Genomic DNA, 24,755 nt, shown 5'->3' with positions numbered 1-24,755 from the left:
CATCCTCTAACGTGCGGCCCGTCGAATACGTCTAGGTACTCAGCGGGCGCATTACCACCATACCCCGGAAACGCGCACATGCGATGGCCGAATTGGTCACGTAGTCGGCGTCACAGTGATTGACCAGGGACTTCCGTGACACGGTGAGCGGGCTATTGTGCGCTTCATGACGACGCCTGACAACACCCCTGACGCCGCTGACACCGCTGACTCCACCGTCGAACACACCGGGGTCGCCGCCCAGGACTGGGCGCAGGCCTCCGCCGATCCGCAGTACCGGGCCGCTGTCGTGGACCTGCTCGGCGCGCTCGCCTACGGGGAGCTGGCGGCGTTCGAGCGGCTGGCGGAGGACGCCAAGCTGGCGCCGACGCTGGCGGACAAGGCGGAGCTGGCGAAGATGGCGTCGGCGGAGTTCCACCACTACGAGAAGCTGCGGGACCGGCTGACCGAGATCGGGGCCGAGCCGACGCAGGCCATGGAGCCGTTCGTCGCCGCGCTGGACGGGTTCCACAAGCAGACGGCGCCGTCGGACTGGCTGGAGGGGCTCGTCAAGGCGTACGTCGGTGACTCGATCGCCAGTGACTTCTACCGGGAGGTCGCGGCTCGGCTCGACTCGGACTCGCGGGGGCTGGTGCTGGCCGTCCTCGATGACACGGGGCATGCGTCGTTCGCCGTGGAGAAGGTGCGGGCCGCGATTGATGCCGATCCGCGTGTGGGTGGGCGACTCGCGCTGTGGGCGCGGCGGTTGATGGGCGAGGCGTTGTCGCAGTCCCAGCGGGTGGTCGCCGACCGGGATGCGTTGTCCACGATGTTGGTGGGTGGGGTCGCGGACGGGTTCGATCTCGCGGAGGTCGGGAGGATGTTCTCGCGGATCACTGAGGCGCACACCAAGCGGATGGCCGCGCTGGGGTTGGCGGCGTAGGGTTCTCGCCCCCGCCGCCCCTACCCGTCCCGTCCTCCAGGGGCTCTGCCCCTTCGACCCCGGGTGCTTCTGGGGGCTGCCGCCCCCAGACCCCCGCTGTCGGCCCCGAAAGGGCCTCGTCCTCAAACGCCGGACGGGCTGAAAAGCCCCGGCGCCGAGAAGTGGGCGTCAGGCCTCCGGCGACCGGTCGTTCCCAGGGTCTACGCGGTCGCCGAGTGTCGGCTCAGTCTTCCCGCGGGGCGTACCAGCAGGGAGAGAGAGGCGGCGGAGACGACCGCCGAGCCGATGAGGATCACGAAGAGGTTGCCGAAGTCCAGTGCGGTGTGCGTGATGAAGGCGCCGAAGAGGGCGCCGGCGACACCTGTCGGCAGGACGAGGGAGCGGGTGGGCAGGCGGTGCGGCATGCGGTGGGCTGCGGCCAAGGCCAGCGCGAGGCCGAGGATCGCGGAGCTGAGCGCTTCCAAGAGCATGTTGGGGTCCCTCCCACATGGCCGACCTGCTCGAAACGGTCGTAGCCCGTCATACCCCTGACCTGCGGAATGCAATCCTCCTGTGTGATCGACTTGTGAGCCATCTGTGGAGACGGGGGCGGAGGCGGGGACGAAGACGCAGACGGGAGGGGCCCGGCGACCATGAGTCGCCGGGCCCCTCCCGTCTTGTCTGCTGCCGCCGCTCTCTACAGCGCGCCGAAGCCCACCTTGCGCGGGGCCGGCTCACCGAGCTCCACGTACGCGAGACGGTCGGCCGGGACCAGGACCTTGCGGCCGTGCTCGTCCACGAGGCTCAGCAGCTGAGACTTCCCGGCCAGCGCCTCGGACACCGCCCGCTCGACCTCCTCGGCACTCTGACCGCTCTCCAGAACGATCTCGCGGGGCGCGTGCTGCACGCCGATCTTGACCTCCACGGCTATGTCCCTCCGACGGTCAGTGAAGTGCGCGACCTTTACGCGCCGTACCCAGCACACATTAGCCCGGTGAGGGGACGTAAACCCTCCGCCCGAGAACGCCAGGAGCGAACAGCGGATGGGAACAAACGTGTCCTCAGTGGTGCTCGGTGCCGTGCAGCGGGAAGCCCGCGATGCCGCGCCATGCCAGGGACGTCAGCAACTGCACCGCCTGGTCGCGCGGCACGCTGCGGTCGCTGTGCAGCCAGGAGCGGGCCACGACCTGGGCGAGGCCGCCGAGGCCGGAGGCGAGCAGCATCGACTCCGCGCGCGAGAGGCCGGTGTCCTCGGCGATGACCTCACAGATCGCCTCGGCGCACTCGTTCGTGACCTTGTCGACGCGCTCGCGCACCGCCGGCTCGTTCGTCAGGTCCGACTCGAAGACCAGGCGGAAGGCGCCGCCGTCGTCCTCGACGTACGCGAAGTACGCGTCCATCGTCGCCCGCACGCGCTGCTTGTTGTCGGTCGTCGACGCGAGCGCGTTGCGTACGGCCTGGATCAGGGACTCGCAGTGCTGGTCCAGCAGTGCGAGATAAAGATCGAGCTTGCCCGGAAAGTGCTGGTAGAGCACCGGCTTGCTGACGCCGGCGCGCTCGGCGATGTCGTCCATCGCGGCAGCGTGGTAGCCCTGCGCGACGAATACCTCCTGGGCGGCGCCCAGAAGCTGGTTCCGTCGGGCACGGCGCGGCAGGCGAGTGCCCCGCGGGCGTGCCGCCTCTGTCTGCTCGATGGCTGTCACGCCGCCTCCCAATGTCGTCCACATGCGGTGTGCGCCGCGTCGCCATCGTACTTTTCGGTAACCCGGGTGTGCGCGGTGCGAGCGCAGAATTTCACGGACCGGACAGTGACGAAAGTCGCACAGAAGGTTTGAAACCGGGGTGAAGCGGGCAGCAAGCGGTCTCTTTCCTGCTCAACGGCACCACTTTCTTGCTCAACAGCCCCACAAGTGAGCCCATGTCGCCGGTAGTCGCCTACCGGTAGTCGTCCTCGTCGATGGAGACGACGCGAGCCTGTTCGATCAGATCGGCCTCGTTGGCCCGGTCCTGGTTCGCGCCGGTCGGCCGGTCGTCGCGGTCGGGCCTGATGTCGGCTTGCTGTTCGGCAGCGTCGGCCGCGGGGGCCTCGACGTCGAACTCCTGGGCTTCCTCGGTGTCGCCGTCCGCGAATGTCTCGGGGTCGGTGGGATCGACGGCCATGGCGGGCTCCCTTCCTAGAACGTCCCCGTGGGGCACAACGTCCCTGGGTGAAGCAGGGGTCCACATACGGGTGCCCTGCGTACGAGCCTAGGAGACACCGGTTCGGGACGCTATGCGATCCGCGGGGTATCTGCGGGCGATTTGCGGGAGATTTGCATGGGATTTGCGGGCGACTCGGGCGGCTCCGCGTGGCCGAATGTTTGCCATGTACGTGCCGAGTTGTGATGGCGAACACATGAACCATGACGTGATCGTCTCGTAACATTGCCGCATGTCTTCGACCGAGCTGCCGTCCGTGTCGGCCGCCAATGTGCTCCCCAAGGTGGCGACCGTCAGGGTCGCCGAGGGGGAGCGGCTTCGATCGGTCGGGCTGCCGGGGATCACGCTGACGGTGCGTTCGAGACCGCCCGCGCGCGAGGGGCTTCCGCCCGCGCTGTACGTCCATGGACTCGGCGGCTCCTCGCAGAACTGGTCGGCGCTGATGCAGGAGCTCGAAGGCCAGGTCGACGGCGAGGCCGTCGACCTGCCGGGCTTCGGGGACTCGCCACCGCCGGACGACGGCGACTACTCGATCACCGCGCACGCACGCGCGGTGATCCGCTATCTGGACGCCTCCGATCGCGGCCCCGTCCACCTCTTCGGCAACTCGCTCGGCGGCGCGGTCACGACGCGGGTCGCCGCGGTGCGCCCCGACCTGGTCCGCACGCTCACCCTGGTGTCTCCCGCGCTGCCGGAGATCCGCGTCCAGCGCACCGCCGTACCCACGGCCCTGCTCGCGGTGCCCGGCGTGACGACGCTCTTCACCCGCTTCACCAAGCAGTGGACGGCCGAGCAGCGGGTCCGTGGCGTGCTGCACCTGTGTTACGGCGACCCCGGACGGGTGTCGTCCGAAGGGCTGCGCAACGCGGTCGAGGAGATGGAACGGCGACTGCGACTGCCGTACTTCTGGGACGCGCTGACGCGTTCCGCGCGCGGACTGGTCAACGCCTACACGCTGAGCGGCCAGCACGCGCTGTGGCGCCAGGCCGAGCGGGTGCTGGCACCGACGCTGCTCATCTACGGCGGCCGGGACCAGCTCGTCGGGTACCGCATGTGCCAGAAGGCCGCGCGCACCTTCCGTGACTCCCGCCTGCTGAGCCTGCCGGAGGCCGGGCACGTGGCGATGATGGAGTACCCGGAGGTGGTCGCCCGGGCGTTCCAGGACCTCCTCGCGGAAGCGGGGGAGCCGGACGCCGACCGGCAGGTCGCGGGCGAGGCCGCGGTCCGGAACGCGGGCGAGGACGCCGTCACCGAGAGCGCGGGGAGCTGAGGCGCGACGTGGGACGCCACAGCCGCCGCGGCTCCGCCGCCAAGCGCGACACCGCGGACACAACTGCACGGCAGGGCTCTCGGGGAGCACAGTCGCCGGAGGTGGGCGCGGATCGGCGCGGACCGTCCGTGCCGGGACAGGGACCAGGGCCGGAGCCTGGGCCGGGCCCTGGCAGGGCTCCGGCTTTCCGGCCGGGTGCAGCGTCAGGGGCGGGCCAGGGAGCTTGGCCGCAGTCCGGTGGGCCGGGAGGGCCGGGTGGGCAAGCCGGGCCAGGTGGCCCCGGCGGGCAGCCAGGTGGGCCCGGCGGTCGCCGGGTGCCGGGTCAGGTGCCCGGTCGGCAGGGGATGCCGACGGGTGGGGCACCGGCGTACGGAGGGCGTGGCTTCCCGAACGGCACCCCCGCGCAGGGGGTACCGCGGCTGCCCGACGGGACGCCTGCGCATGGGTTCCCAGGGTTTCCTGACGGGACGCCCGCCCATGGCTTCCCGAGATTTTCGGACGGGACGCCTGCCCACGGTTTCCCGAGGTTCCCTGACGGCACGCCCGCGCATGGCTTCCCGAGGCTGCCCGACGGTACGCCCGCGCATGGCGTTCCGCGGTTTCCTGACGGCACCCCCGCCCACGGCGTCCCCCGTCTCCCGGACGGCACCCCCGCCCACGGCACCCCTCTGATACGCGGCGGCCACCCCGAGCAGCGTGAACCCGGTGGTGGCTGGGGCGAGTTGAGGGGACGGGTCGGGGTTGCCCCGGGCGGTCCCGGGCCGGCCGGTGCTCCGCCCGGGACCGGCGTTCCCCTGCCGCGGCCCCGGCAGGCGCCGCCGTCCGAAGGGCCTCGGCAGGATTACGTCGACGCCTTCGGTGAGGACGTCGACGTCTTCGCGCCCCGTACGTCCGAATCCGCGCACGCCGCCGACCCGTACGGCTCCGTCACCGACTGGGACCCCGAGACCGGTGTGGGCGTCCCGAATGACACCGACCGCGACGACGACGCCCCGCCGACCGGCGAGCCCGTGCCGGCGAAGGGTGCCAAGGGCCGGGCCTTCACCGGCATCGCGGCCGCCGCCGTCGTCACCGTGCTGGCCGTCGTGGTCGCCGGGCAGGTCGCGCAGGGGCGGGACGACAGCGACGTACAGTCGCAGTCCGCCACCGACCAGGAGCGGGACGCCCGTGACCCGGCCTCGGGCGAGGGCGGGCTGCCGACGCCGTCCGGTTCGCCGAGCGCGACGCCGCTGACGTACGAGCAGGCGATGGGCGAGAAGTACGCGCTCAGCGCGACACTCAAGGGCTCGGGGAAGTTCGACGCGATCCAGGGGATCGCCAAGGGGCCCGGCACGGGGGAGAAGTTCACCTATCGCGTGGACGTGGAGCAGGGGCTCGGGCTCGACGGCGAACTCTTCGCCGAGGCCGTGCAGAAGACCCTCAACGACGACCGGAGCTGGGCCCACAACGGCGCCCGCACCTTCGAGCGCATCTACTCCGGCAAGCCCGATTTCGTGATCACCCTGGCCAGCCCCGGCACCACCGCCGAGTGGTGCGCCAAGTCCGGGCTCGACACCACCGAGGACAACGTCTCGTGCGACTCGGCCGCCACCGAGCGCGTGATGATCAACGCCTACAGGTGGGCGCAAGGGTCGGAGACCTACGGTGATCAGATGCACGCGTACCGGCAGATGCTGATCAACCACGAGGTCGGCCACCGGCTCGGCTTCAACCACGTCACCTGCGACAAGGACGGCGATCTCGCGCCCGTCATGCAGCAGCAGACCAAGTTCCTCGACCACGACGGGATCCACTGTCGGGCCAATCCCTGGGCGTATCCCGGGAGTTGACGGATGCCTCACACGTCACATTGACATGTGCAGCGTGTTCGTACATATTTCTGCACATGTCGACCCGTCACACCTCCTCTCGCGCCGCCATCGAGCTGGCGCTCATTGGTGTGACCGCTCTGTGCGTGGCCGACATTCACTGTCGCTGACGTCCGCCGCCTGGCGTTCGCGTCGCGATCTTCTTTCCTGCCACTCCTGTGAATCGCCGACGGGTCTCTGATCCCGTGGGTCGTTCAGGGGTTTCGACGACCTGACGCCTGGGCGGATGTCTGCCCTTCCCTGTCTCACTCCGCGTCAATGTGTCTCTCCATTCGAGACTCGTCATTCCGAGAGGTCGTCTCCGATGCGTCAACCGTCCGTCATAGCGCGCCGCGTGGCCGCGGCAACCGTCAGCCTGGTCGTGGCAGCGGGCGCCGCCGCCTGCGGGCCTGACGACAACGATGCCAAGAGTGCCGGCGGCGACTCCACGCCCCACAAGGGCGGCACGCTCACGGTCCTGAACCGCAATCCGCAGCAGGACTTCGACCCCGCCCGCCTGTACACCTCCGGCGGCGGAAACGTCCCTTCGCTCGTCTTCCGTACGCTCACCACCCGCAACCGCGAGAACGGGGCCGCCGGCGCCGAGGTCGTCCCCGACCTCGCCACCGACACCGGGCGCCCGAACAAGGACGCGACCGTGTGGACGTACACCCTCAAGGAGGGCCTGAAGTACGAGGACGGCACCCCGATCACCTCGGCCGACATCAAGTACGGCATCGAGCGCTCCTTCGCGCCCGAACTGTCCGGCGGCCCCTCCTACCTGAGGAGCTGGCTGGTCGGCGCGGCCGACTACCAGGGGCCGTACAAGGACAAGAAGGGCCTGTCGGCGATCGAGACGCCGGACGAGCGGACCATCGTCTTCCGTCTCAACAAGCCCGAGGGCGAGTTCCCCCTCCTGGCCACGCAGACGCAGTTCGCGCCCGTGCCGAAGGGCAAGGACACCGGCACGAAGTACGAGGAGCACCCGATCTCGTCGGGGCCGTACAAGGTCGTCACGAACGAGAACGACGGCGAGCGGGTCGTCCTGGAGCGCAATAAGTACTGGTCCGCCTCTACGGACGCCGAGCGCAAGGCGTACCCCGACAAGATCGACGTACGGTCCGGGCTCGACTCGTCCGTGATCAACCAGCGGCTGTCCTCGTCCCAGGGCGCGGACGCGGCCGCGGTCACCACGGACACCAACCTCGGGCCGGCCGAGCTGGCCAAGGTCACCGGTGACCAGGAGCTGGCCGCTCGGGTCGGTACCGGGCACTTCGGCTACACCAACTACATCGCGTTCAACCCGACGATCAAGCCGTTCGACAACGCCAAGGTGCGGCAGGCGATCTCGTACGCCATCGACCGGTCGTCCGTGGTCAACGCCGCGGGCGGGTCCGCGCTGGCCGAGCCCGCCACCACCTTCCTGCCGAACCAGAAGTCCTTCGGCTACACGGCGTACGACCACTTCCCGGCGGGCAAGGCCGGTGATCCGGCCAAGGCCAAGGAGCTGCTGAAGGAGGCCGGTTACGCAAGCGGGCTGACCGTCACCCTGACCCACTCCAACGCCCAGGACTTCGAGACCAGCCCCGAGATCGCGACCGCGATCCAGGACGCGCTGAAGAAGGCCGGCATCACGGTCAAGCTGCAGGGTCTGGAGGACAACGACTACTCCGACAAGATCCACAACGTGAAGGCCGAGCCCGGTTTCTTCCTCGCCCACTGGGGTGCCGACTGGCCCTCCGGCGGTCCCTTCCTCGCCCCGATCTTCGACGGCCGGCAGATCGTCAAGGACGGTGCGAACTACAACTCGGGTCTGCTCGACGACAAGTCGGTCAATGCCGAGATCGACGCGATCAACAAGTTGACCGATCTTGACGCCGCCGCCAAGCGGTGGGGCGCGCTGGACAAGAAGATCGGCGAGCAGGCGCTGACCGTGCCGCTGTTCCACCCCGTCTACAAGCGGCTGGTCGGCAACGACATCAAGAACGTCGTGATCAGCGACTGGACCGGTGTGCTGGACATCTCCCAGGTCGCGGTGAAGTAGCGCCGTGAGTGAGGCAGTTCTCGCCGTCGAGGCTCCCGGGGTGTCCGCCCCGGGGGCCTCGGGGGCCCGTCTGTTCTGGCGCCGGCTGCGGACGCAGCGCGCCGCCCTCGTCGCGGCGGTCGTCGTCGCGCTGCTCGTCCTGGTCGCGCTCGCCGCGCCGCTGCTCACCGCGATCGAGGGCCAGGACCCGACCACGTATCACCCCTCCTTGGTGGACTCCGCGCGCGGCGGAGTGCCCATCGGATCGTTCGGGGGAGTGAGCGCCGACCACTGGCTGGGCGTCGAACCGCAGACCGGGCGGGACCTGTTCGCGCGGCTCGTGTACGGCGCCCGGGTCTCCCTGGGGGTCGCGCTGGCCGCGACCGTCTTCCAGGTCGCCATCGGCGTCGTGGTGGGCGTCGCCGCCGCGCTGGGCAGCCGCTGGCTCGACCAGGTGCTGAGCCGGTTCACCGACGTCATCGTGGCCATGCCGCTGATGATCATGGCGTTGGCGCTGCTCGCGATCGTGCCGTCGAGCTTCCCGCGGCCCGTGCTGGTCGCGCTGGTGATCGGGCTGATCGCATGGGGCACCATCGCGAAGATCGTGCGCGCTCAGACGCTCACCCTGAAAGGGCTGGACTACGTCGCCGCGGCCCGGCTCAGCGGCTGGGGCACCTGGCGGATCGCCCGCCGTGAGCTGCTGCCCGGCATCGCCGCGCCCGTCATCACGTACGCGGCACTGCTCGTGCCGACCAATATCACCATCGAGGCGGCCCTGTCCTTCCTGGGCGTCGGCGTGAAGCCGCCGACGCCGTCCTGGGGGCAGATGCTCACCGCCGCCGACGTCTGGTACCAGGCCGCCCCGCAGTACCTGCTGCTGCCGGCCGGAGCGCTCTTCGTGACCGTCCTCGCCCTCACCGTCCTCGGCGACGGCGTACGCACGGCGCTCGACCCGCGCGCGGCGTCCCGGCTGCGCGTCGGCACCGGACGCAAGAGGGAGGCCAAGGCATGAGCGGCTTCCTCGTACGCCGAGTTGTGGGCGCCGTCGTCACCCTGCTCGCCATCTCGGTGATCGTCTACGTCGTCTTCTACGTCACCCCCGGCAACGTCCCCCAGATCACCTGCGGCCCGCGCTGCTCGCCCGCCCAGGTGCAGCAGGTCGCCGAGCAACTGCACCTGAACGACCCTCTGTACGCGCGCTACTGGGACTTCCTCCAGGGCCTGGTCGCCGGCCAGGACTACTCGACCGGCACCTCCGTGCAGCACTGCTCGGCGCCCTGCCTCGGCCTCTCGTACCAGAGCGACCAGCAGGTCACCGCGCTGATCCTGGCGAAGCTGCCGGTCAGCCTGTCGCTGGTGTTCGGCGCCATGGTGCTGTGGCTGATCCTCGGCGTCGGCACCGGCGTGCTGTCCGCATGGCGACGCGGCCGTCTCACCGAGCGGCTGCTGACCGGCATCACGCTCGCCGGCGTGGCCACGCCGGTATTCGTCATCGGCCTGGTCCTGATGATCGTCGTCTGCGGGCAGCTGCAACTGCTGCCGTTCCCGCAGTACGTCGCCTTCACCGACGATCCCGAACAGTGGGCGTGGAACCTGCTGCTGCCCTGGGTGTCGCTCGCCCTGATCGAGGCCGCGGCCATCGCCCGGCTGACCCGCGCCTCGATGCTGGAGACGCTCGCCGAGGACCACATCCGCACCTTCCGGGCCTACGGCGTCGGCGAGCGGTCGGTCATCGGACGGCACGCGCTGCGCGGGGCCCTCGCGCCGGTCATCGCGCTCAACGCCAACAACTTCGGCAGCGCCGTCGGCGGGGCGGTCCTCACCGAGACCCTCTTCGGGCTGCCCGGCATCGGACAGGAACTGGTCCACGCGGTCAACGTGGTCGACCTTCCCGTCGTCGTCGGAATGGTCCTGGTCATCGGATTCTTCGTGGTCGCCGCCAACGCCGTCGCGGACGTGCTGTACGCGGTGGCCGACCGACGGGTGGTGCTGGCATGAGTGACGACAGGAAGGCTCCCGCCGGGAGCCTCGTCGAAGTGACCGACCTGACGGTCGACTTCGGAGACCTGCGCGCCGTCGACGGGCTCTCCTTCCGGCTGGAGCGGGGCGCCGCCCTCGCGCTCGTCGGTGAGTCCGGCTCCGGCAAGTCCACGGTCGCCTCGGCCCTGCTCGGGCTGCACCGCGGCACGGGCGCGCGGGTCGGCGGCTCGATCGAGGTGGCCGGCGTGGACGTACAGCAGGCGCCGGAGGACTCGCTGCGGCGGCTGCGCGGCGGCAAGGCGGCGATGGTCTTCCAGGACCCGCTGTCGTCCCTCGACCCGTACTACGCGATCGGGGACCAGATCGCCGAGGTGTATCGCGTGCACACGCGTGCCTCGCGACGAGCGGCACGCGCGCGTGTGGTGGAAGTGCTGGACAGGGTTGGAATTCCGGACCCGCTACGCCGATCCCGTTCCCGCCCGCACGAGTTCAGCGGCGGCATGCGCCAGCGTGCCCTCATCGCCATGGCGCTGGCCTGCGAGCCCGACCTGCTGATCGCCGACGAACCGACGACCGCGCTCGACGTCACCGTCCAGGCCCAGATCCTCGACCTGCTGCACAGGCTGCGCGAGGAGACCGGCATGGGGCTCCTCCTCGTCACGCACGACGTCGGCGTCGCCGCCGAGAGCGTCGACGAGGTGCTGGTGATGCGGCACGGGCGGGCGGTGGAGCACGGTCCGGTCGCCGACGTACTGGGGGCGCCCGCGCAGCCGTACACGCGCGAACTGCTCGGCGCGGTCCCGCGTGTGGATGTGCCGCGAGGCGATGTGTCGCGTGCGGACGTGTCGCGAGGTGATGTGTCCCGCGTGGACGTGTCGCGTGTGGATGCGCCTCGCGACGTTTCCGGGCCGGGCGAGGCGTCGGCGGACGTCGTCCTGGAGGCGAGCGGCCTCCGGCGTGAATTCGGGCGCGGGAAGCGGGCGTTCGCGGCGGTGGACGACGTGTCGCTGGCGATCCACCGCGGCGAGACCCTCGGGATCGTCGGAGAGAGCGGCAGCGGCAAGACGACGCTGGGACGCATGCTGGTCGGCCTTCTGGAGCCGACGGCGGGCGAGGTCCGTTACGACGGCCACGCGCGCGTGGGCGTGAATCCCGCGGTGCAGATGGTCTTCCAGGACCCCGTCTCCTCCCTCAACCCCCGCCGCAGCGTGGGCGAGTCGATCGCCGATCCGCTCCGCGCGCGTGGGAATCGCGACGAAGAGCGCATCCGGGGGCGGGTGCGGGAACTGCTGGAGCGTGTGGGGCTGGAACCCGCGCACTACGACCGCTACCCGCACGAGTTCAGCGGAGGCCAGCGCCAGCGCGTGGGCATTGCGCGGGCACTCGCGGCCGAGCCGCGCCTCATCGTCTGCGACGAGCCCGTCTCCGCGCTCGACGTCACCACGCAGGCCCAGGTGGTCGCCCTGCTCGGCGAGTTGCAGCGCGAACTCGGACTCGCGCTCGTCTTCGTCGCGCACGACCTCGCCGTCGTACGGCAGGTCAGCGACCGGGTCGCGGTGATGAGGCGCGGGCGGATCGTCGAGGAAGGGCCCGCCGACGAGGTGTACGACAACCCGCAGGACCCGTACACCAAGCAGCTCCTGGCCGCCGTACCGGCACTGGACCCACGGATCGCGGCCCAGCGGCGGGCCGCGCGACGGGAGTTGGCCGTGGTGTGACCGTCCGGGGCGTTCATATGTGACGGCGTGTGACGGCCGTTCATGTGTGACGATCCGTGCGCGTTTGATCTCCTAGCGCGACGGAACGCGACCCGCACGGGAAAGTTACGACCGTTCACCCCTTTTGGTGGCGCGATGGACAACCGTCCGTCGCGCCACCGTCTTGTCCGCTTACGTTCGTCCCGCTGTGAGCCGCCGGGGGAACGGCGGCTCCCTTATGGGAGATCGGGGGTGTGCTCGTGCGCATCGGACTGATTGCGGAGGGTGGCTATCCGTATGTGAGCGGTGACGCCAGGCTCTGGTGCGACCGGCTCGTGCGCGGGCTCGCACAGCACGAGTTCGACATCTACGCGCTCAGCCGCAGCGAGCGCCAGGAGACCGAGGGCTGGGTCCCGCTGCCACCGCAGGTCGGCAGGGTGCGTACGGCGCCTCTGTGGATGGCGGAGGACGACGGGGTCGGGTACGGGCGGCGTGCGCGCCGGCGGTTCGCCGAGTGCTACGGCGAGTTGGTGGCCGTGCTCTGCGCGGGCGGCGCCATGGGTGGTTCCGCGGCCTCCGAGGACGCGTCGGCCACTGAGGCGGACCGTTTCGGCAACGCGCTGTACGGACTCGCCGAACTTGCCCGCGACGAAGGCGGGTTGGTGGGAGCGCTCCGCTCCGAAGCCGCCGTACGCGCCCTGGAGCGCGCCTGTCGAGCGCGCGGTGCGCTGAGTGCGGCGCGCGAGGCGCGCGTCCCCGATCTGCTGGCCGTCACCGCGCATGTGGAACGCGCCCTGCGCCCCCTCTCGCTCGACTGGTACGAGGACGACGGCCTGGGCTCGGTCGACCTGTGCCACGCCGCGTCCGGAGGCTCCGCGGCCCTGCCCGGCCTGCTCGCCCACCACTTCTGCGACGTACCGCTGCTGCTGACCGAGTACGGCGTCCGGCTCCGCACGCACTACCTGGCCGCCAACGGGGCCTCGCCCGCCGTGCGCGCCCTGCTCGCCGCCTTCCACGGCAGGCTCGCCGCCGAGACCTACGCCCGGGCCACCCTCATCACCCCCGGCAACGGCCACGCCCGCCGCTGGCAGGAGCGCTGCGGTGCCGACCGCGAGAAACTCCGCACGGTCTACCCCGGCATGGACGCCGCCCGCTTCGCGGAGGTCGGCGAGGCTCCGGAGTGCGCGGACCCGGACACGCTCGTCTGGGTCGGCCGGGTCGAACCCGCCAAGGACCTGGTGTCGCTGCTCCACGCCTTCGCGGAGGTCCGCAAGGAGGAGCCGAAGACCCGCCTGCGGATCGTCGGCACTTCGGCCGGCCCCTCGGGCCCCGAAGGCGCCGCCTACCTCGGCCACTGCAAGGCGCTGGCCGCACAGCTCTTCCCCGACGAGGCGGAGGGCCCGCACCGGGTCGGCGACAACCCCGTCTCCTTCGAGGAGATCGGCGGCCCGGAGATCCCGACCCTCGCCGACGCCTACGCCTCGGGCGCCGTGACCGTCCTGTCCAGCGTCGTCGAGGGTTTCCCGATCGGGCTGGTCGAGACCATGCTCTGCGGTCGCGCGACGGTGTCCACCGACGTCGGCGCGGTGGTGGAGGTCATCGGAGGTACCGGTCTCGTCGTACCGCCGCGCAACCCACGGGCGCTCGCCGAGGCCTGCGTGGCGCTGTTGCGCGACCCCGAGCGCCGTGAGCGCCTGGGCGCGGCCGCACGCGCGCGTGCGCTCGAACTGTTCACCGTCGAGCAGAACGTCACGGCATTTCACGGCATTTACCTGGAGATCGTCTCGCGCACACCGGTCCGCCGAGTCGTCCTGGACGATGCCGGAGCTCCCCTGCCCTTCGCCGTCCCCGCCGAGGCCCACGTCCCCGGCCGCTGGACCGAGCGCACGGCTCGCCTGGTGGCCCGCGGCGGCCCGGCCCGCCCGACGGCAGGTCCTGTACGCGCCACGGCGCTGCCCGCGACGGAGGGAGCGCGATGAGCGGCCTCGGAGGACTGGACCGTCCAGGGGCCCCGACCAGCCCCGGAGCATGGGACGAACGGTCGGGGGAGTGGCTCGGGGCAGAGCCGCACACACGCGAAAACGGAGCGGATACGCACGCCGCTGCCGCTGCCGCTGCCGCTGCCGCTGCCGCCGGAGCCGACGGGGCCTTCACTGCGAAGGAGCCAACCGTCGCCGGAGCCGACAAGCGCTCCACCACCGCCACTGAGCCGGCCGGCGCCGGTTCTCGGCCGGCCGCCACCCGTCGCACCGGCGCCGACCCCGTGAAGGCGCTGATGCATCGCCACCGCGAGCTGTGCGAACGCGCGGTGGACCCCCTGGAGATCGCCGCGGGCCTGGAAGCCCACGGCGTCACCGACCGCACCGCCGCACGCTTCCTGCACCGGGACGTCTTCTCGCTGGCGGAGGAGATGTACGCCCGAGTGCCCCGGGACGCCGAGACACCGACCGGCGTCCCGCCCCTGACCACTCCCCGCGCCCGCGCCGACTGGCTTCTCCTCACCCTCCTCCCCGGAGCCTCGTGCGCGGCGGCGATGACCGCTCTGCACCTCACCCACGGCCAGTCCCGCCTGATCGCGGCCGCTGTAGGAGCCCTCGCCGTGGCCCTCGCCCTGCGCGCGGCCCTGGCCCGAGGCCCGCTCGCCGCCACGGACCGCACGAACCCGACGGCCACCCGGACCTCCTGGCTCATCGCCTACGCCCTCCTGGGCGACGGACTCCTCCGAGCAGCCGCCAACGGAGGCCCCGACGCCCTGCCCACCGGCACTACCGACGGCTCCTGGCCCTTCGCCACCGTCCCCGTCCTGGCCCTCACCCTCTCCTGCGCCCCCGCGGCCTGGTGCGCCCACCTCCTCGCCGTACGGGCCCGCTGCAAACTCTCGGCCAGCCGAGGCCTGGGGGAGTTCGCCACCTCCGTAAAGCCCCTCCTCCTGGGCACCGTCGCGCTCTATCTCGGCGCCCTGACAGCCCTGTTGACCCTGACCACCACCGCCCTCGACCAGTCGGCCGCCTACCCTCAGACCCTCACCCTGGGCGCCCTCCTGTTCCTCGCCCGCCTCCTCACCACGCACGGCTTCACTCACGCCCCCGCACTCGTCCTCACGGCGGCGGCCTCAGCCGAGGCAACGGCGCTGGCCGCCCTCTTCGCAGCCCGCCTCCCGGGGTGCGCCTGGCTGGCGACTCCCGTACAGGCGCTGATCGACACATGGGGTCCGGTCGCCGTCCCCACCATCGCCTGCGGCGCGGGCGCGCTGACCCTCCTGCTCCACGCCACACGCACCCTCACGAGGGCGTCGGCACACGCAACGCAGGACCAGCCGTGGTGACCCGCCGACAGGCCCCATCGGGCCGCGACCCCCATCACGCCGTCAGGCGCTACGCGCACGTCCCGTCGGCGTCACGGGCCGCCGCAGGCATACGCGCCCACACACCCGCCGAAGTCCCCCTTCCTGAAGTCCTCTTCCTGAATTCCCTCTCCCTGAAGCCTGTGAAGGAGAACCCCAAATGATCACCTCCCGACCCGACCACCGCTCGGCAACGGGAGCCGGCCGATGAGAGTTCTGCTGATCGGAGCCAACGGCTACCTCGGCCGCTTCGTGGCCGACCGCCTCCTCGCCGACCCCGCGGTCCAACTCACCGCGCTGGGCCGTGGTGACGACGCCGACGTCCGCTTCGACCTCGCGTCCGGCAGCCCCGGCGCCCTCACGCGCTTCCTCGACGCGGTCCATCCCGGCGTCGTCATCAACTGCGCCGGCGCCACCCGAGGCGGCGCCCGCGAACTCACCCGCCACAACACCGTCGCCGTCGCCACCGTCTGCGAGGCCCTGCGGCGCAGCGGCTGCGGCGCCCGCCTCGTCCAGATCGGCTGCGGAGCCGAGTACGGCCCGAGCCAGCCCGGTTCCTCCACGGCCGAGGACTCCGTCCCCCGCCCCGGCGGCCCGTACGGCGTCAGCAAACTCGCCGCCACCGAACTGGTCCTGGGCTCCGGCCTGGACGCCGTCGTCCTGAGGGTCTTCTCACCCGCGGGTCCCGGCACCCCCGCCGGCTCCCCTCTCGGCCGCCTCGCCGAGGCCATGCGCCGTGCCATGCAGTCCGGCGACGGCGAGCTCAAACTCACCGGCCTCGGCGCCCAGCGCGACTTCATCGACGTCCGAGATGTGGCCCGCGCCGTCCACGCCGCCTCCCTCTCCGCGGCGCAGGGCGTCATCAACATCGGCTCCGGCCGCGCCGTCCGCCTCCGCGACGCCGCCGCGGTCCTCGCCCGGGTGGCCGGATACGGCGGCGCCCTCCATGAACTCGACGGCCCGCCCGGCCCGTTGCGGCCCACCATCGGCCACCCGCGCGGTGACTCGGACCACATGTCCCACGTGGGACACGCGGCCCATCCGGGACATGCCTCCCCGGCCGCGTACCCGTACCCGGACGGCTGCGGCAGCTGGCAGCAGGCCGATGTGCGCACCGCACGCGACCGGCTCGGCTGGCGCCCCCGCATCAACCTCGAAGAGTCCCTCGGTGACATCTGGATGGAGGCGGCATGCCGTATCTGACCGGCACCACACCGATCACACCGACCACATCGAGCACAGACCTCCGCACCGGCCTGGGCATCCCCGGCTACGCACACCCCCTTCTCGCCCCCACCGAATGGGGCGAACTCACCCGCCCCGGCACTCCGGTGCAGTGGGTCGTTCTGAACGTCGCCGACGGCCCCGGTGCCCGCCCCGACCCGCACTGTCTGCAGGCCGTCGAACGGCTCCGCACCGCGGGAGTCCGTGTCCTCGGCCATCTCGACACGGCCCGCCTCGGCACGGCGCATGTCGGCACGGCCGCGGGCGCGCGTGCCTTCGGGGAGGTGATCTCCGAGGCGCACCGGTACCTCGACTGGTACCGGGTCGAAGGCTTCCTCCTGGACCGCTGCCCGACCGACAGCGCCGCGCTGCCCGAGATCCGCCGCACGGCCACCTCGCTCCGCGCGCTGCGTGACAAGGCCCACATCGTCCTCGGCCATGGCACCCACCCGCACCCCGGCTACGCCGAGTGCGCCGACCAACTGGTCACCTTCCGGGGCTCCTGGAGCGACTACCGCTGGTCGCAGGTGGCGGAGTGGACGGCTGACTACCCGCCCGACCGCTTCTGCCACTTCGTCCACGGTGTGCCCCTCGGCCACCTCGACGAGGCACTGCGCATCGCCCGCTGGCAGGGCGCCTCGACGATCTGGTTCACCGACCGCACGGACCGCGGTGGCCGCAGCGACCCGTGGGAGACGCTGCCCGGCTACTGGGACGAAATCGTCTCGCGGATCGGAACAGGTGTCTCGGAATGAAAAAGCCCATGGCACTGTTACGGAGAGAACAAATGTAGTGATCGACCGACCAACGGAGTCCCCGTGTCGCTGCCACCCCTGGTCGAGCCCGCCCCCGAGCTCACCGTAGACGAGGTTCGCAGGTACTCCCGCCACCTGATCATCCCCGATGTAGGGATGGACGGGCAGAAGCGGCTGAAGAACGCCAAGGTGCTGGCTGTGGGCGCCGGCGGCCTGGGCTCGCCGGCGCTGATGTACCTGGCCGCCGCGGGCGTAGGCACGCTCGGCATCGTGGAGTTCGACGAGGTCGACGAGTCGAACCTGCAGCGCCAGATCATCCACAGCCAGGCCGACATCGGCCGCTCCAAGGCCGAGTCCGCCCGCGACTCCGTCCTGGGCATCAACCCGTACGTGAACGTGGTCCTTCACGAGGAGCGGCTCGAGGCCGACAACGTGATGGACATCTTCAGCCAGTACGACCTGATCGTCGACGGCACGGACAACTTCGCGACCCGCTACCTGGTGAACGACGCCTGCGTGCTGCTGAACAAGCCGTACGTGTGGGGCTCGATCTACCGCTTCGACGGTCAGGCCTCCGTCTTCTGGTCCGAGCACGGCCCCTGCTACCGCTGCCTCTACCCGGAGCCCCCGCCGCCGGGCATGGTCCCCTCCTGCGCCGAGGGCGGCGTGCTGGGCGTGCTGTGCGCGTCCATCGGCTCCATCCAGGTCACCGAGGCCATCAAGGTCCTCACCGGCACCGGCGAGCCGCTGGTCGGCCGCCTGATGATCTACGACGCCCTGGAGATGCAGTACCGCCAGGTCAAGGTCCGCAAGGACCCGAACTGCGCGGTCTGCGGCGAGAACCCGACCGTCACCGAGCTCATCGACTACGAGGCCTTCTGCGGCGTCGTCTCCGAGGAGGCCCAGGAGGCGGCCGCCGGCTCCACGATCACTCCCAAGCAGCTCAAGGAGTGGATCGACGACGGCGAGAGCATCGAGATCATCGACGTCCGCGAGATCAACGAGTACGAGATCGTCTCGATCCCCGGCGCAAAGCTGATCCCCAAGAACGAGTTCCTCATGGGCACCGCCCTGGAGAGCCTCCCCCAGGACAAGAAGATCGTCCTGCACTGCAAGACGGGTGTCCGCAGTGCGGAGGTTCTCGCGGTCCTGAAGTCCGCGGGCTTCGCCGACGCCGTGCACGTCGGCGGCGGTGTGATCGGCTGGGTCAACCAGATCGAGCCGGACAAGCCGGTCTACTGAGCAGCCGGCCCCGCCCGTGAGGCGGGCCTCGCTCCGGCGGCGGGGGCTTCGCGCACCATGGGTGCCCGAGGCCCCCGCCGTCGTCATGAGCAGACCTTGCCGTCCTTCGGGACCGTCCCCCGCAGCAGATACGCGTTCACAGTGGAGTCGACGCAGTCGCTGCCCTTCCCGTACGCGGAGTGGCCCTCGCCCTTCCAAGTGATCATCACGCCGACGCCCTTGCCCAGTTCGTCCGCCATCCTCCGGGTGCCCTCGTAGGGCGTCGCCGGGTCGCCCGTGTTGCCGACCAGCAGGATCGGTGCCGCACCCGGCGCGCTCACCTCCGGGGTGTCGTACTCCCCGGCCACCGGCCAGTCGTGGCACCAGCCGGCCGTGTCCCAGCCGAGCATGGGTCCGAACACGGGTGAGACCTTCTCGAATCGCGGCAGCAGCTTCTTCGTCTCCTCGACCGTCGGCCGCTGCTTGTCGTCCAGGCACGATATGACCCGTTGTGAGTGGGTCCCCGTGGTGTAGTGCCCCGAGGCGTCGCGGTCGTTGTAGTCGTCGGCGAGTGCCAGGAGTTCCGAGCCGTCTCCTTGCTCCGCCGCCGCCAGGGCGTTGGTCAGCGTCGGCCAGCTCGCCTCGCTGTACAGCGGCCTGATGATGCCGGTGAGCGCGAGTGTCTCCGTGAGCTTCCGACTGGAGGACGCCGGCAGCGGGTTCGCGTCGATCCGCTTCAGCAGGTCCACGATCTTCTGCGAGCCCTCTTCGGGGTCCTGGCCGGTGGACTTGAGGTAGTTGTCGAGCGCGCGCTGGAAGCCCCGGGCCTGGTTCTCCGCGTGCCCCTCCGCGTCGGCGCTCGGGTCGGCGACCGCGTCCAGGATGAGGCGCCCCACGTTCTTCGGGAACAAGTGGGCGTAGACACCGCCGAGTTCGGTGCCGTAGGAGATGCCGAAGTAGTGCGTCCTCCGGTCGCCGAGGACCTGGCGCATCAGGTCCATGTCGCGGGCGGTGTCGGTGGTCGACACATGCGCCATCAGCTTGCCGGCGGACTTCTGGCAGCCCTTGCCGAAGTCGGCGGCGTCCCGGAAGTACGCCGTCTCCTCGGCCGTGGTGTCCGGCGTGATGTCCACGGACTCGGACGCCTCGATCTTCTTGTCGCTGCGGCAGCGGACGCCCTCGCTCGCGCCCACCCCGCGCGGATCCCAGCTCACCAGGTCGTACCGCTCGCCCAGTTCGGACGCGCTGGAGGCGTACCACGGCAGGGTGGAGACCCCTGAGCCGCCGGGGCCGCCGAAGTTGAACAGGAGCGAGCCGATGCGGTCGTCGCCGGTGGCCTTGGCGCGGATCAGCGCGAGGTCGATCGTCCTGCCGTCCGGTTTCGCCCAGTCAAGCGGGGTCTTGAGCGTCGCGCACTGCCACTCGCCGCCTGGTGCGGGGGAGCCCCCGGTCGCCTTGCAGCGCCCCCAGTCGAGCTTCTGCGAGGTCAGTGAGGAGGGCAGGGGAGTCGTCGAGTCGGTGGACGTGGCCGATGCACTCGGCCTGTTCGCCCTCCCGCCGGACTTGTCGCCGTCGGACGAGCCGCCGCTACAGCCCGTCACCAGCAGCGCGGCGGCGGCGGTCAGGGCCGTCCACCCTACGAAACGTGCCATGTCAGTTCCCCCTCGCAGGCCTTCCGCTCCATGCCGCGGATGGCGTTCAGGCCATAGTAGGCAGATCACGAAAAAGCCGTGACAGCCTGTGGATAACTCTCTGACCTGCTGCTTTGCTCGGCTTTCGGCATGCCTCAGGAGCAGACCGTGCCTGCCGTCGGCACCTTCCCGTCCAGCAGATAGCCGTTCACCTCGTCCTGCACGCACTTGTTCTTGCTGTTGTACGCCCCGTGTCCCTGCCCCTTGAGCGTCAACTCGACTCCCACCCCCTTGCCCAGCGCCTGCACCATGCTCCGCGTGCCCTCGTACGGCGTGGCCGGGTCGCCCGTGTTGCCCACGACGAGGATCGGCGCCGAGCCGGGTGCGCTCACGTCGGGATGGTCGGCGGCGCCCGCCACGGACCAGTCGGTGCAACTGAGCATGGACCAGGCCAGGGCGTCGCCGAACAGATTCGAGGCGGCCCGGAACTCGGGCAGTCTGCGCTCCACGTACTCGGCTGTGTAGCGGGGTTTGTCGTCGGCGCAGTTGATCGACACATTGGCCGGGACGAGATTGCTGTACTCGCCGTTCTCACTGCGGCCGCTGCTCGAGTCGGCCAACAGCATCAGGGAGCTGCCGTCACCGTCGTACGCCTGCGTCAGGGCCTGGGTGAGGAAGTCCCAGAGAGTCTTCGAATACAGGGCCTGCACGATGCCGGAGGTCGCGGCGGACTGGGTCAGTTCGCGCGGGAAGACGCCCTGGATCGGTTTGCTGTCAAGGTCTTTCAGCAGCTTGGCGATGCGGTCCTTGACGCCCTGGGGGGTGGCGCCGATCGGGCAGCCCTCGGCCTTTGAGGCGCAGTCCGCGGCGAAGTTGCCGAGGGCCAGCTGAAAGCCCTTGGCCTGCGCGAGCGAGCTCTGCTCGGGGTTCTTCGTGGGGTCGACGACCGCGTCGAAGACGGCCCGTCCCACGTTCTTGGGGAACAAGTGGGCGTAGACGCCGCCGAGTTCGGTGCCGTAGGAGATGCCGAAGTAGTACAGCTTGTCGTCGCCGAGGACCTGGCGCATCAGATCCAGGTCGCGAGCCGCGTCCGTGGTGCGCACATGCGGCAGCATCTCCTCGGAGTTCTTCTCGCACGCCTCGTTGAACTGCTGGGTGCTGTCCAGCAGTTCGGTCCGCTCGGCGGCGTCGTCCGGCGTCGCGTCCTGCTGGAAGTAGGCGTCGAGCTGCTGGTCGCTCTCGCACAGCACGGGCTTGCTGCGGCCGACCCCGCGCGGGTCGAAACTCACCAGGTCGTAGCGGGTGCGCAGCTTCTCGTACACGTCGCCGGCGGCGGGCAGCGTGGTGACGCCCGAGGCGCCGGGCCCGCCGAAGTTGAAGATCAGTGAGCCGATGCGCCGGTTCTGGTCGCCGCTCGCCTTCACGCGGATCAGCTCGATGCCGATCGTGTCGCCCTTGGGCTCGGACCAGTCGAGGGGTGCCTTCATGGTGGCGCACTGCCAGGTGCCGGCGTCCGGCAGAGGAGAGGGACTGCCCCCGCCGCCCTGCGCCTGGGAGGCGGCCGGGCAGTCCTTCCAGCTCAGCTCCTGAGCCGTCAGATCCTCGTCCCCGGGGTCGTCGTCGCTGCAGCCCGCCAGCAGGGAGGCCGCTAGCAGGGCGGTGGCGGTCAGGGCAGCGGCGCGCATCCGGGGCGGGTTCGGCATGCTCCCATCCTGCGGTCGTACCTGGTGGGGCGCTCGGGGCGTGGGCCGTACGAGGTACCGCCGAGCCTCACCTCTTCCGTGCCCTTACACCGTACGGCGCCGGGCTCCCCGTACGCCGCCCCGCCCTACAGCGCGCCCTTGCGGGTCAGGTGGTTGAAGGCCAGCCAGCCCGGCAGTACCGGCAGCCACAGCGTCAGCATTCGGAACAGCAGCACCGAGGGCGCGGCGACCTCGCTGGGCAGGCCCACGGCGATCAGACCGACGGTCAGGGTCACGTCCACGGCGCCCACGCCGCCCGGGGTCGGGGCCGCCGAGCCGAGCGCGTTGCCCGCGAGGAAGACGACGGCCACGCTGGCGAGGCTGAGCGAGGTCCCCCCGCTGCCGAAGGCCCGGATCGATGCGTCCAGGCACATCACGAAGCAGGCGGTCAGCAGCAGCATGCCGCCGATGCCGGTGATCAGCTTCTGCGGACGCTGGAGCACATCGAGCATGCGCGGCACGACGCCCGCGAACAGCGACCTCACGCGCGTGACGACGAATTTCCGCAGGAACGGCACCGAGGTCACCACGAGTACCAGCACCGCCACCGTCAGCAGGCCCGCGATCACGGTCCGGGACGGCGACAGCGACGGCGTCTTCTCGGTGCCGGTGAGATAGCCGAAGGCCAGCAGCATCAGGATGTGGCAGCCGAGCCCGAAGAGCTGCGACGCGCCGACGCTCGCCACCGCGAGCCCCGGCCGCACTCCCGAGCGCTGCAGGAAGCGCGTGTTGAGGGCGACGCCACCGACCGCGGCCGGCGCGACGATCTTCACGAACGACCCGGCGACCTGCGCCGCGACGGTCCGCCGGAACGGCACCCGCTCGGGCACGAACCCCAGCAGCGCCATCGCCGCCGCGACGTAGCTGGCGGCCGAGAACAGCACGGCCGCGGCCACCCAGCCCCACTGGGCGTTGGAGATGAGCGGGCCGAACTCGATGTGTGTGAGCTGCGTCAGCAGGAAGTACGCGGCGATGGCGCCGGCGATGAAGCTGATCAGTGTGCGCGGCCGCACCCGCTCCAGCCGGGCCGGCTCGACGGGCGCCTGCGGCCTGATCCGCAGCACCTCATGGCGGATCTGTGTGAGCAGGTCCTCCTCGCGGGCTTCGTCCAGGGCCTCGTCGATGGCTCGCTTATCGGCCCGCGCCTGTGCCCGTACGGTCTTCTTGTCCGGCTTGTCGAGTGCGCCCCCGGCGTCGCCCGTGGCCTCCTCGCTGCGGGCCTGCTTGGCGTGCCGGGAGGCCTCCAGCACCGCCTCGCGCTCGCGCTCGGCGCGCTCCCGGGCGAGTCTGCGCAGCGTCGCGCGCGTGGAGCGGCTCAGCGCGATCGGCTGCAGCATCGGCAGACAGTCGGCCACCGCGTCGGGTCCGAGCACACTCACCGCCGTGGCCACCGCGCGCTCGGCGCCGACCCGCAGGCCGAGCGTCACCAGCAGCTGGGAGATGTCCATGCGCAGCAGCAGATTGTTGGCCGCGATCTCACCGATGCGCAGATCTGTGATGATCACCTTGCCGGAACGATCCACCAGAATCGCGTCACCCACCAGCCTGCGGTGCGCGATGCGCCGGGACTGCAGCGCCTTGACCTGGTGCCAGGTGCCGCGCAGCAGATCGTCGGTGATCTCCTCCTCCGGCAGCGAGTCCAGGGTGTGTCCGCCGGTGTGCTCGTAGACGAGCATCACGGCGTCCGGGCCGAGCTCGGAGGTGGCGATCAGCTTGGGAGCGTTCGCGCCGGCCGCGATGGCCGCGTAGGCGAGCAGCGCCTCCTGCTCCAGGGCCTGCCGCAGTGACTGGAGGCTGCTGCGGGTGGCGAAGCCGCGCAGGGTCAGATTGCGCCACGCGCGATAGAAGAAGCCCTGTGCCTGCTGCTCCCGGTCGACCACCGTCACATCGAGCGGGGGACCCTCCTCGAGGGTGACGAAGTAGCGCCGGCCGCGGTCGCTGCTCTCCTCCGAGAGCTCTTCGCGGGCCGCGCTCACCGGGCGGAAGCCGACGTGCCTGAGGCCCGCCATCAGCGTGCGCCCCGTGGGCCGGACGTTGGGCGAGCCGACCGCGTACAGGGTGCCGTAGGCGACGGTCCAGCCGATCAGCAGCGTCAGCACGATCGAGAACGGCGTGGTGTAGCCGGTGACCAGCATGGAGAAGGCGTACAGGACCAGGACCGCCCACAGGACCGCACGCCAGCGGGGTCTGCGGGACATGCCCACGGCGGTCATGTACGCGATGACCGGGGCGAGATAGCCGTGCACCGGGTCGGTGAGGGATCCGATGTCGCCGGGTGAGGGCTGGGTCAGCGCGTCCCGGATGGACTCCGGGGCGGCACGCGCGACCCACAGGTCCGTGGCGAGGGTCACACCGTGCGCGAGGACCGCCGCGAGGACGCCGTCGGCGATGCGCAGCCCGTCCCGCTTGATCAGCCGCTCGATCGCGAAGGCGACCGGCACCAGGAGGATCGCGATGCTGGACACCAGCCCGGCCATCTTGCTGAACACGTCGGGCGCCTGTCCGGTGCCCTTGTTGATGTCCTGCTCGAGCCCCGAGGTGGTGCCGTGCGCGAACGCGGCGATCGCGAGCAGCAGGGCGATGCCCAGCACGCCCACCAGGAGCCGCATCAGGTCGGACGGACGGTGCACGCGCGCGGGGAGCAGCGGTTCGTCGCCCTCGACCTCGTCGACCTGCGCCTCGTCCAGGTCGTACCCGGCCTTGCCCTCGACGGCCTTCCGGCCGGCGTCGCCCGTGCCGGCGCCCTTCGCGGCCTCGTCCTTCTTGCCGTCGTCGCTGTCGCCGGTGTCCAACTTGTCGGCGTTCGCGGTGTCAGGGCGCGACGAAGCGTCAGAGGTGCCTTCCGCGTCCTCCGGGTGCACACCCTGCTGCTTCATCGTCTCTTCTTGATCTCGTATCACCAGTCACCGCCCGCACGATGGT

Annotated in this window: 20 protein-coding genes; 13 read left to right on the top strand and 7 right to left on the bottom strand. The window is 70.7% G+C overall.

The window, feature by feature from the left end; all coding sequences use genetic code 11:
• Window positions 1-166 precede the first annotated feature (166 nt).
• Window positions 167-922: a ferritin-like fold-containing protein gene (locus tag ACIA8X_RS12075; RefSeq protein ID WP_393448378.1), complete on the top strand. Its 756-nt coding sequence runs from the start codon at window positions 167-169 to the stop codon at window positions 920-922.
• A gap of 200 nt (window positions 923-1,122) precedes the next feature.
• On the opposite strand, the gene ACIA8X_RS12070 is transcribed toward ACIA8X_RS12075, so the two are convergent.
• The 4 genes from ACIA8X_RS12070 to ACIA8X_RS12055 all read right to left on the bottom strand — a co-directional run bounded on the left by ACIA8X_RS12070 (window position 1,123) and on the right by ACIA8X_RS12055 (window position 3,061).
• Window positions 1,123-1,392 carry a hypothetical protein gene (locus ACIA8X_RS12070; protein WP_093906757.1) on the bottom strand — a complete coding sequence of 90 codons (270 nt, stop codon included), beginning with the start codon at window positions 1,390-1,392 and terminating at the stop codon, window positions 1,123-1,125.
• A gap of 206 nt (window positions 1,393-1,598) precedes the next feature.
• Window positions 1,599-1,826 carry a DUF3107 domain-containing protein gene (locus ACIA8X_RS12065; RefSeq protein ID WP_019754243.1) on the bottom strand — a complete coding sequence of 76 codons (228 nt, stop codon included), beginning with the start codon at window positions 1,824-1,826 and terminating at the stop codon, window positions 1,599-1,601.
• A gap of 136 nt (window positions 1,827-1,962) precedes the next feature.
• Window positions 1,963-2,604, bottom strand: coding sequence for a TetR/AcrR family transcriptional regulator (locus tag ACIA8X_RS12060; RefSeq protein WP_393448381.1), 642 nt, complete (start codon window positions 2,602-2,604; stop codon window positions 1,963-1,965).
• A 232-nt stretch (window positions 2,605-2,836) separates the two neighbouring features.
• The gene (locus ACIA8X_RS12055; RefSeq protein WP_393448383.1) at window positions 2,837-3,061 is read right to left on the bottom strand and encodes a hypothetical protein; all 225 of its coding nucleotides are present in this window, start codon (window positions 3,059-3,061) and stop codon (window positions 2,837-2,839) included.
• 271 nt (window positions 3,062-3,332) lie between these two features.
• On the opposite strand from ACIA8X_RS12055, the gene ACIA8X_RS12050 reads away from it, so the two are divergent.
• The 12 genes from ACIA8X_RS12050 (at window position 3,333) to moeZ (ending at window position 18,481) form a co-directional block, all read left to right on the top strand.
• Window positions 3,333-4,370 (top strand): alpha/beta fold hydrolase, encoded by a 1,038-nt coding sequence (locus tag ACIA8X_RS12050; protein ID WP_393448385.1) that lies wholly within the window; start codon window positions 3,333-3,335, stop codon window positions 4,368-4,370.
• Between the two features lie 8 nt (window positions 4,371-4,378).
• Window positions 4,379-6,199, top strand: a complete 1,821-nt coding sequence (locus tag ACIA8X_RS12045) for a DUF3152 domain-containing protein (protein ID WP_399458255.1) — start codon at window positions 4,379-4,381, stop codon at window positions 6,197-6,199.
• 56 nt (window positions 6,200-6,255) lie between these two features.
• Window positions 6,256-6,348 carry an Ms4533A family Cys-rich leader peptide gene (locus ACIA8X_RS12040; RefSeq protein WP_323377644.1) on the top strand — a complete coding sequence of 31 codons (93 nt, stop codon included), beginning with the start codon at window positions 6,256-6,258 and terminating at the stop codon, window positions 6,346-6,348.
• A 194-nt stretch (window positions 6,349-6,542) separates the two neighbouring features.
• A complete protein-coding gene (locus ACIA8X_RS12035) occupies window positions 6,543-8,261 on the top strand; it encodes an ABC transporter substrate-binding protein (protein ID WP_393448389.1) in 1,719 nt (572 codons plus the stop codon).
• Between the two features lie 4 nt (window positions 8,262-8,265).
• The gene (locus ACIA8X_RS12030) at window positions 8,266-9,252 is read left to right on the top strand and encodes an ABC transporter permease (protein ID WP_393448391.1); all 987 of its coding nucleotides are present in this window, start codon (window positions 8,266-8,268) and stop codon (window positions 9,250-9,252) included.
• Complete coding sequence (locus tag ACIA8X_RS12025; protein WP_399458254.1) at window positions 9,249-10,238, top strand: ABC transporter permease; 990 nt, start codon at window positions 9,249-9,251, stop codon at window positions 10,236-10,238. The genes ACIA8X_RS12030 and ACIA8X_RS12025 overlap by 4 nt, the downstream gene beginning before the upstream one ends.
• Window positions 10,235-11,938, top strand: a complete 1,704-nt coding sequence (locus tag ACIA8X_RS12020) for a dipeptide ABC transporter ATP-binding protein (RefSeq protein ID WP_399458253.1) — start codon at window positions 10,235-10,237, stop codon at window positions 11,936-11,938. Before ACIA8X_RS12025 ends, ACIA8X_RS12020 begins: the two co-directional genes overlap by 4 nt.
• A gap of 239 nt (window positions 11,939-12,177) precedes the next feature.
• Complete coding sequence (locus ACIA8X_RS12015) at window positions 12,178-13,896, top strand: DUF3492 domain-containing protein (protein WP_399458252.1); 1,719 nt, start codon at window positions 12,178-12,180, stop codon at window positions 13,894-13,896.
• Window positions 13,893-15,242 (top strand): hypothetical protein, encoded by a 1,350-nt coding sequence (locus ACIA8X_RS12010; RefSeq protein WP_399458251.1) that lies wholly within the window; start codon window positions 13,893-13,895, stop codon window positions 15,240-15,242. Before ACIA8X_RS12015 ends, ACIA8X_RS12010 begins: the two co-directional genes overlap by 4 nt.
• A gap of 225 nt (window positions 15,243-15,467) precedes the next feature.
• On the top strand, window positions 15,468-16,463 hold the full coding sequence (locus ACIA8X_RS12005; protein ID WP_393448401.1) for an NAD-dependent epimerase/dehydratase family protein: 996 nt from the start codon (window positions 15,468-15,470) through the stop codon (window positions 16,461-16,463).
• Entirely contained in the window at window positions 16,451-17,239 is a 789-nt protein-coding gene (locus tag ACIA8X_RS12000) for a spherulation-specific family 4 protein (RefSeq protein ID WP_393448402.1), read from the top strand. The genes ACIA8X_RS12005 and ACIA8X_RS12000 overlap by 13 nt, the downstream gene beginning before the upstream one ends.
• Before the next feature lie 63 nt (window positions 17,240-17,302).
• Window positions 17,303-18,481 (top strand): adenylyltransferase/sulfurtransferase MoeZ, encoded by a 1,179-nt coding sequence (gene moeZ, locus ACIA8X_RS11995; RefSeq protein WP_399458250.1) that lies wholly within the window; start codon window positions 17,303-17,305, stop codon window positions 18,479-18,481.
• Window positions 18,482-18,564: 83 nt separating this feature from the next.
• Here the strand turns inward: moeZ and ACIA8X_RS11990 are convergent, their stop codons facing one another.
• From ACIA8X_RS11990 to ACIA8X_RS11980, 3 genes are all read right to left on the bottom strand, one after another.
• Window positions 18,565-20,112 (bottom strand): alpha/beta hydrolase, encoded by a 1,548-nt coding sequence (locus ACIA8X_RS11990; protein ID WP_393448406.1) that lies wholly within the window; start codon window positions 20,110-20,112, stop codon window positions 18,565-18,567.
• Between the two features lie 134 nt (window positions 20,113-20,246).
• Window positions 20,247-21,794: an alpha/beta hydrolase gene (locus tag ACIA8X_RS11985; RefSeq protein WP_393448408.1), complete on the bottom strand. Its 1,548-nt coding sequence runs from the start codon at window positions 21,792-21,794 to the stop codon at window positions 20,247-20,249.
• 125 nt (window positions 21,795-21,919) lie between these two features.
• Window positions 21,920-24,709 (bottom strand): lysylphosphatidylglycerol synthase domain-containing protein, encoded by a 2,790-nt coding sequence (locus ACIA8X_RS11980; protein ID WP_393448410.1) that lies wholly within the window; start codon window positions 24,707-24,709, stop codon window positions 21,920-21,922.
• Between the last annotated feature and the right edge of the window lie 46 nt (window positions 24,710-24,755).

Origin of the sequence: Streptomyces sp. NPDC051738, from assembly GCF_044453205.1 — a bacterium.
In the GTDB taxonomy this organism is placed as follows: domain Bacteria; phylum Actinomycetota; class Actinomycetes; order Streptomycetales; family Streptomycetaceae; genus Streptomyces.
Note: the sequence above shows the minus strand (reverse complement) of the source record. Positions and strands in the feature narration are given on the sequence as shown.